The sequence below is a fragment of the Polaromonas aquatica genome (genome assembly GCF_050626995.1).
GTDB lineage: Bacteria > Pseudomonadota > Gammaproteobacteria > Burkholderiales > Burkholderiaceae_C > Polaromonas > Polaromonas aquatica_A.
Genome location: NZ_CP192467.1, coordinates 4,459,630 through 4,476,213 on the forward strand (window position 1 = coordinate 4,459,630; position 16,584 = coordinate 4,476,213).

General features: G+C 63.4%; 11 protein-coding genes. All 11 read left to right on the forward strand.

What is annotated here, in order from left to right:
• Positions 1-127 precede the first annotated feature (127 nt).
• The 11 genes from ACQ4MS_RS21285 (at position 128) to ACQ4MS_RS21335 (ending at position 16,581) form a co-directional block, all read left to right on the forward strand.
• Positions 128-574 (forward strand): RbsD/FucU family protein, encoded by a 447-nt coding sequence (locus ACQ4MS_RS21285; protein ID WP_431096750.1) that lies wholly within the window; start codon positions 128-130, stop codon positions 572-574.
• A gap of 3 nt (positions 575-577) precedes the next feature.
• The gene (locus tag ACQ4MS_RS21290; RefSeq protein WP_431096751.1) at positions 578-1,294 is read left to right on the forward strand and encodes a GntR family transcriptional regulator; all 717 of its coding nucleotides are present in this window, start codon (positions 578-580) and stop codon (positions 1,292-1,294) included.
• Entirely contained in the window at positions 1,291-2,223 is a 933-nt protein-coding gene (locus tag ACQ4MS_RS21295) for a dihydrodipicolinate synthase family protein (protein WP_431096752.1), read from the forward strand. Before ACQ4MS_RS21290 ends, ACQ4MS_RS21295 begins: the two co-directional genes overlap by 4 nt.
• Before the next feature lie 79 nt (positions 2,224-2,302).
• Positions 2,303-3,319 (forward strand): sialic acid TRAP transporter substrate-binding protein SiaP, encoded by a 1,017-nt coding sequence (locus tag ACQ4MS_RS21300; RefSeq protein WP_431096753.1) that lies wholly within the window; start codon positions 2,303-2,305, stop codon positions 3,317-3,319.
• A 26-nt stretch (positions 3,320-3,345) separates the two neighbouring features.
• A complete protein-coding gene (locus tag ACQ4MS_RS21305; protein WP_431096754.1) occupies positions 3,346-3,825 on the forward strand; it encodes a TRAP transporter small permease in 480 nt (159 codons plus the stop codon).
• Entirely contained in the window at positions 3,822-5,114 is a 1,293-nt protein-coding gene (locus tag ACQ4MS_RS21310; RefSeq protein ID WP_431096755.1) for a TRAP transporter large permease, read from the forward strand. Before ACQ4MS_RS21305 ends, ACQ4MS_RS21310 begins: the two co-directional genes overlap by 4 nt.
• 7 nt (positions 5,115-5,121) lie before the next feature.
• Entirely contained in the window at positions 5,122-6,057 is a 936-nt protein-coding gene (locus tag ACQ4MS_RS21315) for a ribokinase (protein ID WP_431096757.1), read from the forward strand.
• Between the two features lie 291 nt (positions 6,058-6,348).
• The gene (locus tag ACQ4MS_RS21320) at positions 6,349-7,920 is read left to right on the forward strand and encodes an efflux RND transporter periplasmic adaptor subunit (RefSeq protein ID WP_431096758.1); all 1,572 of its coding nucleotides are present in this window, start codon (positions 6,349-6,351) and stop codon (positions 7,918-7,920) included.
• An 84-nt stretch (positions 7,921-8,004) separates the two neighbouring features.
• The gene (locus tag ACQ4MS_RS21325; RefSeq protein ID WP_431096759.1) at positions 8,005-11,136 is read left to right on the forward strand and encodes an efflux RND transporter permease subunit; all 3,132 of its coding nucleotides are present in this window, start codon (positions 8,005-8,007) and stop codon (positions 11,134-11,136) included.
• A 679-nt stretch (positions 11,137-11,815) separates the two neighbouring features.
• Entirely contained in the window at positions 11,816-15,115 is a 3,300-nt protein-coding gene (locus ACQ4MS_RS21330; RefSeq protein ID WP_431096760.1) for an efflux RND transporter permease subunit, read from the forward strand.
• 11 nt (positions 15,116-15,126) lie between these two features.
• The gene (locus tag ACQ4MS_RS21335) at positions 15,127-16,581 is read left to right on the forward strand and encodes an efflux transporter outer membrane subunit (protein ID WP_431096761.1); all 1,455 of its coding nucleotides are present in this window, start codon (positions 15,127-15,129) and stop codon (positions 16,579-16,581) included.
• Positions 16,582-16,584: the final 3 nt, after the last annotated feature.

The window sequence follows — 16,584 nt, forward strand, 5'->3', positions numbered from 1 at the left end:
ACGCCATTCAGGGTTAATCCTGATAAACGTTTAGCCATGTTACGACTAACATGTCAGTCATCGACAAGGGAAATCCCGAAGTTCGAACGAAAACTGAACCTGTTCCCACCGCCCGTTCACCTTCTTCATGCTCAAGAATATCCCTTCACTGCTGACTCCCGAAGCGCTATATGGGCTTGCCAGCATGGGTCATGGGGATGACGTCGCCATCGTGGATGCCAACTTTCCGGCCACCGCTGTGGCACACCGGAGCGGCGCCCGGCTGGTGCAGCTGGCAGGCATCACGTCGCCGCAGGCACTGCAGGCTGTGCTGCAGCTTTTTCCCATGGACAGCTATGTGCCGGACGCGGCCTGGACCATGCAGGTGGTCGGTGATGCCGGTGCCGTGCCCGCTCCTGTTGCCGAATTTTCTGCGCTGCTGGCCGAGGCCGGTGAGCGGCCTGCCGCCACGCTGGAACGTTTTGAGTTCTATGCCCGCACCCAGGCTGCTTTCCTGATCCTGCAGACTGGCGAACAGCGCAAGTACGGCAACATCCTGCTGCGCAAAGGCGTCATTTCCAGCGACGCGAGCTGACGCATGAGCAGCGCCACGCCAATGCCACACAGCCCGCCGATCAGCTTGCGCGCGCAGGCCTACGAGAGCTTTCAGCAGCAGATCGTTGACGCCAACATCCGGCCCGGGCAGTTCATCTCTCAGCGGGAATTGATGCAGTTGCTGGGCATGCCGCTGGGTGCCGTACGCGAGCTGATTCCCCGGCTGGAAGCCGAGGGTTTGCTCAAGACCGTGCCGCAGCGCGGCCTGCAAGTGGCCCATGTCGACCTGAAGCTGATCAACAACGCTTTTCAGCTGCGCCGCCTGCTGGAGCGTGAGGCCGCCAGCCGCTTTGTGACCACGGTGTCCGACGCCGACCTTGCAGCCATCGAGCAGGCCCACCTGAATATCGTCAAGCGCGCCCGTAAGAAGGCCATCGACCACGACCTGCTCAAGGACGCGACCGTGGTCGACTGGGGCCTGCACGACCTGATGATCGATGCACTGGGCAACGAGCTGATCTCCGAGGTGTACCGCATCAACAGCCTGCGTGTGCGCCTGATCAAGCTCGAAGGCTCGACCCTTTCGCCCGATGTGCTGGTTCCCGCCATGGAAGAACACCTCTGGTTTATTGAAGCCCTCAAGCGGCGCGACGCGCCAGCCGTGATCGAACGCCTGAGCCACCACATTGAAAGCGCGCACCGACGTGTGCTAGGACTGCCGCGGCCCGATATGCCGTGGTCTTTGGAGACCCCTGAATGACGAGTGCTTTTCCCGCCGCTGAAAAATCTTTTCGCGGTATCTGGCCCGCCCTGCTGACGCCGCTCACGGCCAGCCTGGACATTGACCACGCAAAATTCGCAGCCCACTGCAAGGCGCTGATCGCCAGCGGCTGCCCCGGCGTGACTGCCTTCGGCACCACCGGCGAAGGGCCGTCGTTCTCCCTGGCCGAACGCAGGGAAGCCATTGACCAGCTCATCAAGAACGGCATTCCGGCTGCGCAGATCATGGTCTCCACCAGTTGCGCCGCACTGCCCGAAACACTGGAGCTCACGCGCCATGCGGTCAAGGCCGGCGTGCACGGCTGCCTGATGCTGCCGCCGTTTTTCCTCAAGGGCGTGTCCGACCAGGGCATCATCGACAGCTACCGCTACGTGATCGACGCCATGGCCGGCACGCCCTTCAAGCTGTACCTGTACCACATCCCCCAGGTCACCGGCGTGCCACTGTCGCATCATGTGATCCGGACGCTCAAGGACCTGTACCCCGAGACCATCGTGGGCATCAAGGACAGCGCCTGCACCACTGCGCATTCAGTCGGCCTAGCCGGCGCATTCATGAAGGAAATGACGGTGTATGTCGGGTTCGAGCCCGACCTGCCGGAAATGGGCCGTCGCGGCAGCACCGGCGCCATCAGCGGCCTCGCCAACTTCATGCCGCGACTGGTCAAACGGCTGGTCACAGAACCCGACGCTCCGGCAACGCCCGCCGAACGCGAACGTGTCGTGCAGCTCATCGGCATGCTGGGCCCCTATTCACTGATGCCCGCACTCAAGGGGATCATGGCCATGCTGAGTGGCGACAAAACCTGGCTGCGCGTACGCGCACCGCTGGTGGCTTTGACGCCCGACGAATACAAGGCACTGGAAAAAACCATCAGTACCTTCGGGATTGATACAAAATCCGAATGACGCCGCACCGGGCCTTGTTCCGGGACGGATTCAATGATTTCAAGCGACTTCACGACAAAGTAACGACAAAGGAGACAACATGACAGCTTCCCTCAATGGTATTTTCCGCCGCAGCCTGCTGGCCACCGCTTCCGCCGTTTTGCTGATGGGCGCTCTGCTGCCCGCCGCACAGGCACAGAACAAGGTCGTGCTGCGCGTCTCCACACCGGCTGTGCCGGACGACTGGCACGCCAAGATGTGGACTGTCTTCAAGGAGAACCTGGAAAAAAGCGCACCGGGCGAGTTCGATGTCCAGATCAACCTGAACGCGTCGCTCTTCAAGCAGGGCACCGAGCCCGCCGCAATGGCGCGCGGTAACCTTGAGCTGTCGTCGATTTCCGCTTTTGACATCGCCAAGCTGGTGCCCGAATTTTCGATCTTCACAGCCGGCTACATCATGCGTGACCCGGACCACCAGCAAAAGGTGTTCAACGGTCCCATCGGCACAGAAATGTTCAAGCTGGTCTCCGACAAAATGGAGGTGACACCGCTGTCCACCATTTACCTCGGCACGCGCCAGGTCAACCTGCGTGAGGCCCGCAACGTCAAGGTGCCGGCTGACCTCAAAGGTGTGAAACTGCGCATGCCCGGCTCCAAGGAATGGCTGTTCCTGGGCGAGGCGCTGGGCGCCACCCCCACGCCACTGGCTTTTGGCGAGGTCTACCTGGGCCTGAAGACCGGCACCATCGACGGCCAGGACAATCCCCTGCCCTCCGTGCGCGCTGCGAAGTTCTATGAAGTGACCAAGCAGATCGTGTTGACCAGCCACCTGGTGGACGGCATCTTCATCGCAATTTCCAACAAGGCCTACAACGCCATGAATGCGGCGCAAAAGACCAAAGTCAAAGCCGCCGCGCAGGCCGCTTCCGCCTACAACAACGAAAACCGCCTGAAGGAAGAAGGCCAGCTGGTCGAGTTCTTCAAGAAGGAAGGCCTGACCGTCACCACGCCGGATGTGGATGCTTTCCGCAAGACAGTGCAGACGACTTACCAGAACTCGGAATACGCCAAGGCCTGGCCCAAGGGCCTGCTTGAGCGCATCAACGCGACCAAATAAGTAGTACGCCAAGCAGCACAACGCCCATGAAAAGCTGGCTCCAGAAAACCGCCAATCTGGTTGGCGGTGGACTCTTCCTGACCCTGTTCATCGTGTTCGTGATCCAGATCACAGCGCGTTTTCTCTTCCACAAGCCCCTGGCCTGGACGGATGAAGCAGCCGTGATCCTTTATGTCTGGGTCATCCTGTGGGCGGCTGCGGTGGTGGTCCCCGAGCGCGAGCATGTGGTGTTCGACCTGGTGTGGAACAACATGCCCTACCGCGGCCGGCAGGCCATGGCCATCATCGGCAACCTGCTGGTGGGCGGCCTTGCTGCCTGGGGCATTCCGGGCTGCTGGGATTACGTGCACTTCATGGCCCGTGAAGGAACGCCGGTGCTGGGCGTGTCCTTCGAATGGGTCTTCATGCCATTTGTACTGTTGCTCGCCGCCCTGGCGGTGCGCTCGGCCTGGGCGATCTGGAACGCGATCCGCGGGGTGGGTCTGGAAGCGGAGCTGCGGATATGACGAGCGGTCTTTGGATTCTGGTTCTGGTGCTGGCGGGCGGCATGCTGCTGCGCATGCCGATCGGCTTTTCGATGGTCGCGGCCGGCATCGGATACCTCGTGGTGAAAGGCCAGGACGTTGGCCTGGTGGCCGAGCAGATCGGCAATGGCCTCTACAACAGCTATGTGCTGCTGGCCGTGCCACTTTTTGTGTTCGCCGCCAACATCATGAATGCAGGTACGGTCAGTGAACGGATTTTTGACTTCTGCCGTATCCTGGTGGGGCGCTTTCGCGGTGGCCTGGCGCAGGTGGACATCCTGGTGAGCGTGATTTTCTCGGGCATGAGCGGCAGCGCGATTGCCGACGCGGCCGGCCCCGGCCTGGTCACGATCCGCCAGATGCTGAAAAAACCGGAATACACACGCGGCTTTGCCGGCGCCGTGGTGGTAGCCAGCGCTACGCTGGGCCCCATCATTCCGCCGTCAATCCCGATGGTGATTTATGCGCTGGTGTCAGGCGCTTCGGTCGGCGCGCTCTTCCTGGGCGGTGTGGTGCCGGGCTTCCTGATGGCCGGGCTGATGATGGGCGTTGTCGCGATCATCGCAAAGAAACGCAACATGCCGCGCGACGAGCCCGTACCCCGCTCGGAATGGCCGGGCCTGATCTTCCGCGGCGCGCTGCCGCTGTCCATGCCCATCGTACTGCTGGGCGGCATTTACTCCGGCGTCTTTACGCCGACGGAGGCCGCGGCGGTGGCAGCGCTGCATGCGCTGATCCTGGCTGCGCTGGTGTTTCGCGCATTGACGTGGCGTAGCTTCTGGGGCGTGGTGATGGAATCCACGCGCGCCAGTGCAGTGATCACCATGATCCTGGCCGGCTCCTTCATGCTCAACTACGCCTTCACGGCCGAGGGCGTGCCGCAGGCCATGGCCACATGGGTCGACAGCATGCACTTCTCGCAGATCGGCTTTTTGCTGATGGTGAACGTGATGTTCCTGGTGCTGGGCTGCTTCCTTGACGTATCGGTGCTGTTGCTGGTGTTTGTGCCCATGCTGCTGCCCGCAGCCAAGCTGTTGGGCGTTGACTTGGTGCACTTCGGCGTGCTGGTCGTCCTCAACATGATGATCGGGCTGATCCATCCGCCCTTCGGCATGCTGCTGTTCGTGACCAAGGCCCTCACAGGCATCCCCATTGGCGAGATGATGAAGGAGGGCTGGCCTTTCCTCGTCATGCTCCTGCTGTTGTTGCTGGCCATGACGTGTTTCCCTCAGATTGTGCTGTGGCTTCCACAGACGATGGGATACAAGTGACTCCCGTATGAATGACGCCGTGAATGCCGATGTCGTTTGCGTTGCCAGCTGGAACGCCGATTTGATTTCCCGCGTGGAGCGGCCCATCGCGCGCGGGGAAACACTGATGGCCAGCGATTTCAGCATCAGCCCGGGCGGCAAAGGCAGCAATGCGGCGGTGGCCGCGGCCCGCCAGGGCGCTCGCGTGGCGCTCATTGCCCGCATAGGTGACGACGACTTCGGGCGCATGGGCATGAAGCTCTGGCACGATGAAGGCATAGACACCACGCACGTCGAGCAGGTGGCCGGCGAGCGCAGCGGCGTTGCGCAGATCCTTGTTTATAAGGACGGCGACAACAGCATTGCGGTGTATCCCGGCGCCGGAACAGGCCTCGCCGCACGTCACGCGCAGGCGGCGCAGCAGGTGCTGGGAAGTTGCCGCGTCGTGATGGCCTCGTGCGAGGTGCCTGCAGAAGCCACCCTGGAAGCCTTTCGCCTGGCGCGCGATGCGGGCGCCATCACCATTTTGAATCCAGCACCCGCGCGGCCGCTGCCCAACGAGCTGCTGACGCTGGTCGATGTGCTGACGCCCAATGAAAGCGAGCTTTACCTGCTGGCTGGCGCGGCACATACCGGCTCGGTGGATGACGCTGCCCTGCAGTTGCTCAGCCGTGGCACGCGCGCCGTGCTGGTCACACTGGGCGCCGCCGGCTGCCGGCTCTTCCAGGCGGGCAAGCCGCCGGTTTCGCTGCCGGGCCGGTCCATGGCCGTGCGCGACACCATTGGTGCGGGCGACACCTTCACCGGCGCGCTGGCCGCCGCGCTGGCGCGCGGAGAGTTGCTGGCCGTCGCCATGCAGTGGGCTAACGCGGCAGCCGCTTTGTCGGTCACACGGGATGGCGCCATCGACGGCATGCCATCCTCCGCTGAAACTGCAGCGCTGCTGGGCAGCAAGTTCAGCTAAAAACGGCACCAGCCCAATAATAACGGGCGCAAGCAGCTATTAAAACAATAGCACTCTAAAAGTCAGGCAACCTTCCTGCCATCGCCTGCGGCCGTGCAGGTTGATTGCCGCTTTACCGGATATTTACGCGCCTCTTTCCGGCGGTTTATCTGCGCCCACAAGGCTTGCAGTGATAATTATTGAGCGCCGTCAGGTGGACCCCAGGGCCTTTGCTGCCGGCGCATGAACCACCATCAAACACAAAAAAAGCTGCCCCGGCCGGTCTGGTGCAGCGGGCACCAAGGACAGCTGATGGACCCGAAAGCCGAGACGCCGGAAAACGGCGCCCCTACCTCATCCCGGAGACGATTGAGCCGTCGCGCGTCCATCATCGGCAGCGTGATCGCCGTGCTGGCACTGGCCGGCACCGGCTGGCTGGCCTGGCACCTTACGCATCCCGCCGCGGACACAAAAACGGCTGGCGGGCCAGGCGGCGCCTTCAGGCGCGGGGCGCCAGCCACCACAGTCGGTGTGGCCACCGCCGAAAAAACCAGCATTCCGATCGTTCTGGAGGCCCTCGGCACCGTCACTCCCCAAGCCACCGTCCGCGTGCGCCCGCAGGTTTCCGGCGTGATGGAAAAAGTTCTGTTCAAGGAGGGCCAGATGGTCAAGGCCGGAGAACTTCTGGCCACCATCGACCCGCGCCAATTTGAAATGGCGCTCATGCAGGCAGTCGGCCAGCGCCAGCGTGACGAAGCCCAACTCGACAGCGCCCGCGTCACCTTGCAACGCTTCAAGACCCTGCTCGAGCAGGATTCGATTGCGCGGCAGGAAGTCGACACGCAGGCCGCGCTGGTCAAACAGCTGGAAGGCACGGTCGTCATCGACAAGGCCAACGAAGGCACAGCACGGCTCAACCTGGGCTATACCCGGGTCGTGGCGCCTGTCAGCGGGCGTGTAGGCCTGCGCACCGTGGACGTCGGCAATGTGGTGAACAGCAGCGACGCCAATGGCATTGCCCTGATCACCCAGGTCAGCCCGATTGATGTGGTCTTTTCCATCCCGCAGGACCGGGCGGGCGAGCTGCAGCAGAACGCCGGCGGCAACACCGCCATGAAGGTCGTCGCACTGGACCGCACGCGCACCGCCACGCTCGACACAGGCGTCTTTGCCTCACTCGACAACCAGGTCGACACCACCACCGGCACCGTCAGGGCCAAGGCGCGCTTTGCCAACAGCAAGCTCACGCTGTTTCCCAGCCAGTTTGTGAATGTGCAACTGCAGGTCAAAACACTGGAAGATGCCGTGGTGGTGCCCGTCACCGCCGTACGCCTGGGTAGCACCGGAGACTATGTCTATGTGCTGAACGCCGACCGTACCGTTTCCCTGCGTCCGGTGCAGCGCGGCCAGGCCACAGTGGAAAAAATCGCGATCACATCCGGGCTAAAGGCCGGCGAGCGTGTCATCACCGAAGGCGCCGACCGTTTGAAGGACGGCGCCAGTGTGGTATTGCCCGGCGATGCGCCAGGCGCTGGCATGAGTGGCAGGCGCCGGGGCGCCAGCGCTCCGGGCGGTGGCCCTTCTGCAGCCGGGCGCCAGCGTCCTGCATCCGATGCGGCCGGGGGCCCGCCTGCATCCATGTCGACATCGCCAGCTTCCGCGCCCGCAGCGGCGGCATTGCAGCCCGACGCCGCGCCGCCTTCCATTGCCGGCCCCACGACCGAGCAACGCCAGCGCATGCTCGACCAGGTCAAAGACGATCCGGCCGCGCTGGAGCGCCGCAAGCGCTTCCTGGAACAAATTGACAAAGGTGACCCCGCCGCCCTGGCGCGCTGGCAGGGCATGAAGGACAACCGCGCCCAAAGCCAACGGCCGGCGCAATGACGGCACGGCAGGATTGCTTCGCATGAGCCACCAGGCCGTTCCCAAGACGAATAGCACCGCAGTGCGCAGCACGAAGGTTACCGAATGAGCCCCTCGCGCCCCTTTATCCTGCGCCCGGTGGCGACTTCGCTGCTCATGGTGGCCATCGTGCTGGCCGGCCTGGTGGGGTTCAGGTTTTTGCCGTTGTCGGCGCTGCCGCAAGTCGACTACCCGACCATCCAGGTGCAGACCTTGTATCCGGGAGCCAGCCCCGAAGTCATGGCGCAAACCGTGACGGCGCCGCTGGAGCGCCAGTTCGGCCAGATGGCCGGGCTCTCGCGCATGAGTTCCACCAGCGCCGCCGGCGTCTCAATCGTCACGCTGCAATTCGGCCTCGGGCTGGCACTGGACGTCGCCGAACAGCAGGTGCAGGCCGCCATCAATGCCGGCGGCTCGCTGCTGCCGGCCGACCTGCCCGCCCCGCCCGTCTATGCCAAGGTCAACCCGGCCGATGCACCGGTGTTGACCTTGGCCATCACCTCCGACACCATGCCGCTGACGGAAGTGCAGAACATCGTCAATACCCGACTGGCCCTGAAGATCAGCCAGGTCAATGGCGTGGGCCTGGTGTCGCTCAGCGGCGGGCAACGTCCTGCGGTGCGCATCCAGGCCGATACGCGGGCGCTGGCCTCTTACGGCCTGGGGCTGGATTCACTGCGCACCGCCATCTCGGCGGCCAATGCCAATGGCGCCAAGGGCAACATCGACGGGCCTACGCGGTCTTATTCGATCAACTCCAACGACCAGCTGGTTGCAGCCGCCGACTACAAAAACCTCATCATTGCCTTTCGAAACGGTGCGGCGGTACGCGTTTCCGATGTTGCGCAGGTGGTCGACAGTGCCGAGAACATCAAACTGGGCGCCTGGAGCGGACTGAAGCCAGCGATTATTCTCAACGTGCAGCGCCAACCCGGCGCCAACGTCATCGCCACGGTCGACGCCATCAAGGCACGCCTTCCCGAGCTGCAAGCAGGCCTTCCAACAGCCCTGAAGGTGGACATACTGAGCGATCGCACCACGGGCATACGTGCCTCCGTGATGCACGTCGAAATTGAATTGCTGCTGGCGGTACTGCTGGTCGTGCTGGTGATCTTTGCCTTCCTGCACAGCCTGCGCGCCACCGTGATCGCCAGCCTGGCCGTGCCGATTTCACTGATCGGCACATGCGGCCTGATGTACATGCTGGGCTACAGCCTCAACAACCTGAGCCTGATGGCGCTGACGATTGCCACCGGTTTTGTGGTGGACGACGCGATCGTGATGATCGAAAACATCTCGCGCTACATCGAGGAAGGTGAAGAGCCGATGGCCGCTGCCCTGAAAGGCGCGACGCAAATCGGGTTCACCATCATTTCGCTGACCGTGTCGCTGATCGCGGTGCTGATTCCCCTGCTCTTCATGGGTGACGTGGTTGGCCGGCTCTTCCGGGAGTTCGCCGTCACGCTGGCCATCACCATCCTGATCTCGGCCGTGGTGTCCCTCACCCTCGTGCCCATGATGTCCGCACGATGGTTGCGTCCGCAGCAACGCCACGCCGCCGGTCCGCCCCAAGGCGGGGCAACCCCCTCGGGGGGCAGAGAGCCACACGCAGCGGGCGAACGTGGGGGCGATTTCTTTGACGACGTGATTGCACGTTATGACGTGTGGCTGGGCTGGGTGCTCAAGCGCCAGGGGTTGACCCTGCTGGTGGCACTGGCTACCTTGCTCCTCACCGTGTTGCTGTATGTGCTGATCCCCAAGGGCTTGTTTCCGACACAGGACACCGGCCAGTTGCAGGCCCGCGTGGAAACCGCACAGTCAGTATCCTACGACCGCATGGCCGCGCTGCAGCAGGCCACGGCCAAAGCCATCCTCGAAGACCCGGACGTCGAAACACTGAGCTCCTTCATCGGCGTGGACGCGGCCAACAACACCATGCTGCACACAGGCCGCATGCTGATCAACCTGAAAAAAGACCGCACCGGCAGCCAGCAGGAAACCATGGACAGACTGCAGCGCCGGGCTGCATCAGTGGCCGGCGTAACGCTGTACCTGCAGCCCACGCAAGACCTGACCATTGACGCCGAGACCGGGCCCACGCAGTTCCGCGTGTCCCTTGAAGGCTCAAGCAATGCGACGGTAGTGGAATGGGCCAACAAACTCACGCAGCGCATGCGCCAGCTCGAAAGCCTGCGCAATATCTCGTCCGATGCAGGTTCCAGCGGCTCAGGGGCTTACATCACGGTCGACCGCGACACCGCTTCACGCCTGGCCATCACGACGTCATCCATTGACGATGCGCTTTACAGCGCGTTCGGCCAGCGCATTGTCTCAACCATCTTCACCGAGACCAACCAGTACCGTGTGATCCTCGAAGCCATGCCCGACCCCCTGCGCACACCGGCATCGCTGGGCAGCCTGCAGCTTAAAACCGGCTCGGGCACACCGACACCGCTGTCGGCCATCGCCACCATCACGGAGCAGGCAGCGCCGCTGCAGGTCACCCGCGTGGCCCAGTACCCGGCCACGACGCTCGGTTTTGACACGGCACCCGGGGTTTCGCTGGGAAGGGCCGTTGACGACATCCGGCAAGCCGCAAAAGACATCGCCATGCCGGCCAGCGTGACCATGACCTTCCTCGGCGCGGCAGGCGCCTACCAGGCCTCGCTATCCAACCAGCTCTGGCTGATTCTGGCGGCCGTGATCTGCGTCTACATCGTGCTGGGTGTGCTGTATGAAAGCTACATCCACCCGCTGACGATTCTCTCCACCCTGCCCTCCGCCGGCGTGGGCGCGCTGCTGGCACTGATGATCAGCGGATCGGGCCTAGGGGTGATCGGCATCATCGGCATCATTTTGCTGATCGGCATCGTGAAGAAGAACGCCATCATGATGATCGACTTCGCGATCGACGCCGAGCGCAACCAGGGCAAGTCGCCGCAGGAAGCCATTCACCAGGCCGCGCTGTTGCGCTTCCGGCCCATCCTGATGACGACGCTGGCGGCATTGTTTGCCGCTGTGCCGCTAATGCTGGGTTGGGGTGAAGGGGCCGAGTTGCGGCGGCCCCTGGGGCTGGCGATTTTTGGTGGGTTGATTGTGAGTCAGGTGCTGACGCTGTTTACGACGCCGGTGATTTATCTGGCGTTTGACCGGTTGGGGCGGAGGTTTGGGAAGAAGGGGAAGGAGGTTTCTGCGTGAAGCCTGTTTCCTTTTCGTCATTTCGGATTGATCTGCATTCCGGGGCCGGGGGTTGCCCGGCATGCAACTCACTTTTCTTTGCTTCGCCAAAGAAAAGTAAGCAAAAGAAAGGCGACCCTGCTGTCTGCGTCCCTTCGCTTCGCTACGGGCAACCTGCGGTGCTCGGTCCAGCCGGGGTCAAAAACAACTCGCCTGCGGCTCAGACAAGTTTTTGCCCTGATCCGTCTGGACCTCCGCTCCTCGGCGCATACAGAAGGGGGTGGGGGAGGAATACCGAATACCTGAAGAAACAAGGACACGCCATGGCGTGTCCTTGTCGGTATTGGATTTGGTTCCCGCATTCGGACTGCCCCGTCCTGGCTGGGCCGAGCAGCGCAGACGGAGGCGGAAGGTCGGGCCGCAGTTGTTTGAGCGAAGTGCAACGTAGCGAGTTCTGCGGACTGCAGCCGGAGTCGAGCAGCGCAGGTTGCCCGAAGCGAAGCGTAGGGACCCAGACTGCGGGTCGCCTTTTCTTTGGTGACTTTCTTTTGGCGAAGCAAAAGAAAGTTACTTGCCGCCGGCAATCCCGGCCCCGGAACTCAAAACACCTCAGCTTCCAAAACAGCCAGGAGACTTCGACAAGCTCAGCCCGAACGGGGAGGAGAACGTTCAGCCCGAACGGACTCAGGAGAGCCACGCCATGAACCTCTCCGAACCCTTCGTCCGCCGCCCGGTAGCCACAGTCCTCCTCACCATAGGCCTGGCCCTCGCCGGCATAGGCGCATTCTTCGTGCTGCCGGTATCGCCGCTACCACAGGTCGACTTCCCGGTAATCTCGGTCAGCGCGTCTCTGCCGGGGGCCAGCCCCTCCACCATGGCCAGCAGCGTCGCTACGCCGCTGGAGCGCCGCCTCGGTGTGATCGCGGGCGTCAACGAGATGACGTCGAACAGCAGCAACGGTTCTACCCGCGTCAGCCTGCAGTTTGACCTGAACCGCAAGATCGATGCAGCGGCGCGCGAAGTGCAGGCCGCCATCAATGCTTCGCGCGCTGACCTGCCCGCCACCTTGCGCAGCAACCCGACCTACCGCAAGGCCAACCCGGCCTCGGCGCCGGTCATCATCCTGGCCCTCACTTCCAAAACGCGCTCGCCGGGCCAGATCTATGACGAGGTGTCCAACCTTGTGCAACAAAAAATTGCGCAGGTACCGGGTGTCGGCGATGTGGAACTCGGTGGCGGTTCGCTGCCGGCCGTGCGCGTGGAATTGCTGCCGTTTGCACTCAACCGCTATGGCGTGGCCATGGAAGACGTGCGTGCCGCCCTGCAGGCGTCCAACGCCAACAGGCCCAAGGGCGCGATTGAAGGCAACGGCCAGCGCTTCCAGATTTATTCGGGCTCGAACACCGCCAGCGGCGGGCTCAAGGCCGCTGACTACCGCAACCTTGTGGTGGCCTGGCGCAACAATGCCGCCATCCGCTTGCAGGACGTGGCGGAGGTGGTAGATGGCGTGGAGAACATCAACACGCTCGGTCTTTTCAACGGTGAACCCGCCGTGATCGTGCTGGTCACACGCCAGCCCGCGGCCAATGTGATTGAAACTGTCGACGGCGTACGCGCCCTGATCCCCGAACTGCAGGCCGCCCTGCCGCAGGATGTGCAGTTGCAGGTGGCCTCCGACAGCACCAACTCCATACGCGCATCGCTGCACGAGATCGAGGTGACCCTGCTGATCTCCATCGTGCTGGTGGTGCTGGTGGTCAGCGCTTTTTTGCGCAGTGCCCGTGCCACCATCATCCCGGCCGTGGCCACCGTCGTCTCCCTGCTGGGCACCTTCGGTGTGATGTACCTGCTGGGTTTTTCTCTTAATAACCTGAGCCTGATGGCGCTCACCGTAGCCACAGGCTTCGTGGTGGACGACGCCATCGTGGTACTGGAAAACACCAGCCGGCATATCGAAGCCGGCATGGACCGCTTCAAGGCCGCGCTGCTGGGCGCACGCGAGGTCGGGTTTACCGTGCTGTCGATCAGCCTGTCGCTGGTAGCGGTCTTTATTCCCCTTCTCTTCATGGGCGGGCAGGTGGGGAGGCTGTTCCGCGAGTTCGCTGTCACCTTGTCAGCGGCGGTGATGATTTCCCTCGTGATTTCGCTCACCACCACGCCCATGATGTGCGCCTGGCTGCTCAAGCCTGATGCCCACGGCAACAAGCCCGGCCGCTTCGCGGGTGTTGCGCGCTGGTTTGAAAATGCCTTCAACCGCGTGCACCGCAGCTATGAAGTCAGCCTGGACTGGGCGCTGCACAGCAAACTGCTGGTGATGCTGATCCTGGCTGCGGTGGTCGGACTCAATGTGTACCTGTATGTGAAGGCGCCCAAAGGCTTCTTCCCCCAGCAGGACACCGGGCAGATCAACGGCGGCCTTCGCGCTGACCGCAGCATTTCCTTCCAGGCGCTGCAGGCCAAGCTCAAACAGCTGGTGGACATCATCCGCGCCGACCCGGCTGTGGACACCGTGGTGGGGTTTACCGGCGGTTCGCGCGCGGGGGGAGGCTTCATGTTCATCAACCTCAAGCCTGTGGGGGAGCGCGACGTGGCCGGCCAGGCCGTGATTGCACGGCTGCGCCCGCAGCTGGCGCAGGTCACCGGGGTGACTCTCTTCCTCAACACCGTACAGGACCTGCGGGGCGGCGGCCGCCAGACCAACTCAACTTACCAGTACACCCTGAAAAGCGACAACGCGGCCGACCTGCGCGTGTGGGCCACACGACTGGCCGACCAGATGAAGCTGCAGCCCGACCTGATCGACGTGGACACCGACCAGCAGGAAAACGGCGTGGAAACCATGGTCACGGTGGACAAGGAAAGCGCAGCGCGTCTGGGTATCAGTTCACGCGATGTGGACAACGCGCTGTACAACGGTTTCGGCCAGCGTCAGGTGGCCACCATTTACGCCGAGCTCAACCAGTACCACGTCATCATGGAAGTAGCGCCGCGCTATACCCGCAGTCCCGAGTCGCTGAAAGACATTTATGTGCCGGCCAGAAATGCGGCGGGCAGCAGCAGTAGCAGCGCAGCTGGAACGGCGGCCAGCACCGGAAGCAGCACGTCGGCAGCCACCACGGTGGCTACGGCCGCCAGCGTGGCGAACCCCGCCCTGCGCGATTCGTCGAGTGGCCAGGTGCTGAGCACCGCGTCCGCCACCATGGTGCCGCTGTCCGCCATAGCGCGCTTCAGCGAAAACCCCACGGCGGCTTCAGTCAGCCATGAGGACGGTGAACTTTCCACCACGATTTCCTATAACCTCGCTGAAGGCAGCACGCTCAGCGATGGCGAGGCGGCCGTACGTCAGGCCGAAGCCGACATCCGGCTGCCCAACAACGTGCGTGGCAGTTTTGCCGGCACGGCGCTGAATGCGCAGCAGTCACAGAACGAGCAGCCCCTGCTGATCCTGGCGGCCTTGGTGGTCATCTACATTGTGCTGGGCATCCTCTACGAAAGCCTGGTGCATCCGATCACGGTGCTGTCCACCCTGCCCTCGGCCGGCGTAGGCGCGGTGCTCGCGCTGCTGCTGTTCAAGCTGGATTTTTCCATCATCGCGCTGATCGGCGTGTTCCTGCTGATCGGCATCGTCAAGAAAAATGCCATTTTGATCATCGACTTCGCGCTGGAAGCCGAACGTGCGCGCGGCCTTTCCGCCGTGGAGGCGGTGCGTGAAGCCTGCTTGCTGCGCTTTCGCCCCATCCTCATGACCACGCTCGCCGCAATCCTGGGCGCGTTGCCGCTGGCGGTGGGCTTTGGTGAAGGGGCCGAGCTGCGACGGCCACTGGGCATCGCCATCATCGGCGGACTGATCGCCAGCCAGGTTTTGACGTTGCTCACCACTCCGGTCGTCTATGTGCTGATGGACAAGCTGCGCCGGCGCGGCCCCTCGGAGCGCCAGCTCAGCCGCCACCCTGACGAGACCCATGCACCGCCAGCTGGTGCCCCGCTCCAACTGCAATGATTGACGACGTCATGAAACTCAATTTCAACCGGCCTGCACACCGTTCACACTTTCAGCTGCGCCTGCTGTGCGTTGCGCTGGTACTTGCCATCGGCGGCTGCGCAGTCGGGCCCGACTACCAACGCCCGGCGACCGTTGATGTCAGCGCTTTCAAGGAGGCGGAAGGCTGGGTGCCCGCAGTACCTGCCGATACGCTGGAGCGCGGCCCGTGGTGGTCGCTGTTCAAGGATCCTGTGCTGGACCAGCTGGCATCGCGCGTGGAGGTGTCCAACCAGAACGTGGCGGCGGCCGTCGCGGCCTATGCCCAGGCGCGCGCGCTGGTGCGTGAGCAGCGCGCGTCCCTGTTTCCCACCGTCTCGCTCGATGGCGGGGCCACCCGTTCAGGCAGCAGCGGCAACAGCCTCAGCAGCACAACAAGTACCACTGCCGGCCGGCGCGCCAGCAACAACTACCAGCTCAGCATTGGCGGCAGCTGGGAGCCCGATGTATGGGGCCGCCTGGGCCGCACCGTGGACGGCGCCAAAGCCAGCGAACAGGCCAGCGCCGCCGACCTGGCCGCGGCCAGACTGTCGGCACAGGGTGAACTGGCGACCAACTATTTGTCCCTGCGCCAGACAGACGCGCAAAAGGTGCTGCTGAAAGACACGATTGACGGTTACCAACGCGCGCTGGAAATTACCCAGAACCGCTACACCGCCGGTATCGCCGCCAAAACCGATGTGCTGCAGGCCCAGACACAGCTGGCCAACGCGCAGGCCGACGCCGCCGGCCTGGTCCGGCAGCGCGCCCAGCTGGAGCACGCCATCGCCGTGCTGGTTGGCGAAGCGCCTGGTAATTTCTCGATCGCCCCCTTGGCCTGGAACCCTTCGGTGCCGGACGTCCCGGTGGGCATACCGTCCGAGCTGCTGCAGCGCCGCCCCGACATCGCCGCCGCCGAACGCCGTGTGGCCTCGGCCAACGAACAGATCGGCATCGCCAAAAGCGCCTACTACCCCAGCCTGTCCCTGAGCGCTTCGGCTGGCCAGGGTGCCAGCCGGGTGGCAGACCTGTTCAAGGCCTCCAGCAGCGTGTGGTCCATCGGCATTTCGGCCGCGCAGGTGCTCTTCAACGCCGGGGCCACCGGCGCCCGCGTGGAGGGCGCCGAGGCATCCCACCAGCAGGCGGTGGCACGTTACCGCCAGGCCGTGCTGGCAGCCTTCCAGGACGTCGAAGACCAGTTGTCGGCCACGCGCGTGCTGCTGACCCAGCAGGAACTGCGCCGCCAGGCGTCGCAAGCCGCCGACCAGGTCGAGCAGCAGGTGCTCAACCGCTACCGCAGCGGCCAGGTGGGTTACACCGAAGTCATCACCGCCCAGGCTACCGCGCTGAGCGCGCGCCGCGCACTGGTCCAGGCCATGGCCGACCGGCAGACCACGGCGGTGGCACTGATCCAGTCACTGGGCGGCGGCTGGCAAACGGGGCAATAAATT

Bases quoted from the DNA above. Each gene is read 5' to 3' on its own strand.
- ACQ4MS_RS21285 (WP_431096750.1), top strand. From the start codon at position 128: ATGCTCAAGAATATCCCTTCACTGCTGACTCCCGAAGCGCTATATGGG.
- ACQ4MS_RS21290 (WP_431096751.1), top strand. From the start codon at position 578: ATGAGCAGCGCCACGCCAATGCCACACAGCCCGCCGATCAGCTTGCGC.
- ACQ4MS_RS21295 (WP_431096752.1), top strand. From the start codon at position 1,291: ATGACGAGTGCTTTTCCCGCCGCTGAAAAATCTTTTCGCGGTATCTGG.
- ACQ4MS_RS21300 (WP_431096753.1), top strand. From the start codon at position 2,303: ATGACAGCTTCCCTCAATGGTATTTTCCGCCGCAGCCTGCTGGCCACC.
- ACQ4MS_RS21305 (WP_431096754.1), top strand. From the start codon at position 3,346: ATGAAAAGCTGGCTCCAGAAAACCGCCAATCTGGTTGGCGGTGGACTC.
- ACQ4MS_RS21310 (WP_431096755.1), top strand. From the start codon at position 3,822: ATGACGAGCGGTCTTTGGATTCTGGTTCTGGTGCTGGCGGGCGGCATG.
- ACQ4MS_RS21315 (WP_431096757.1), top strand. From the start codon at position 5,122: ATGAATGACGCCGTGAATGCCGATGTCGTTTGCGTTGCCAGCTGGAAC.
- ACQ4MS_RS21320 (WP_431096758.1), top strand. From the start codon at position 6,349: ATGGACCCGAAAGCCGAGACGCCGGAAAACGGCGCCCCTACCTCATCC.
- ACQ4MS_RS21325 (WP_431096759.1), top strand. From the start codon at position 8,005: ATGAGCCCCTCGCGCCCCTTTATCCTGCGCCCGGTGGCGACTTCGCTG.
- ACQ4MS_RS21330 (WP_431096760.1), top strand. From the start codon at position 11,816: ATGAACCTCTCCGAACCCTTCGTCCGCCGCCCGGTAGCCACAGTCCTC.
- ACQ4MS_RS21335 (WP_431096761.1), top strand. From the start codon at position 15,127: ATGAAACTCAATTTCAACCGGCCTGCACACCGTTCACACTTTCAGCTG.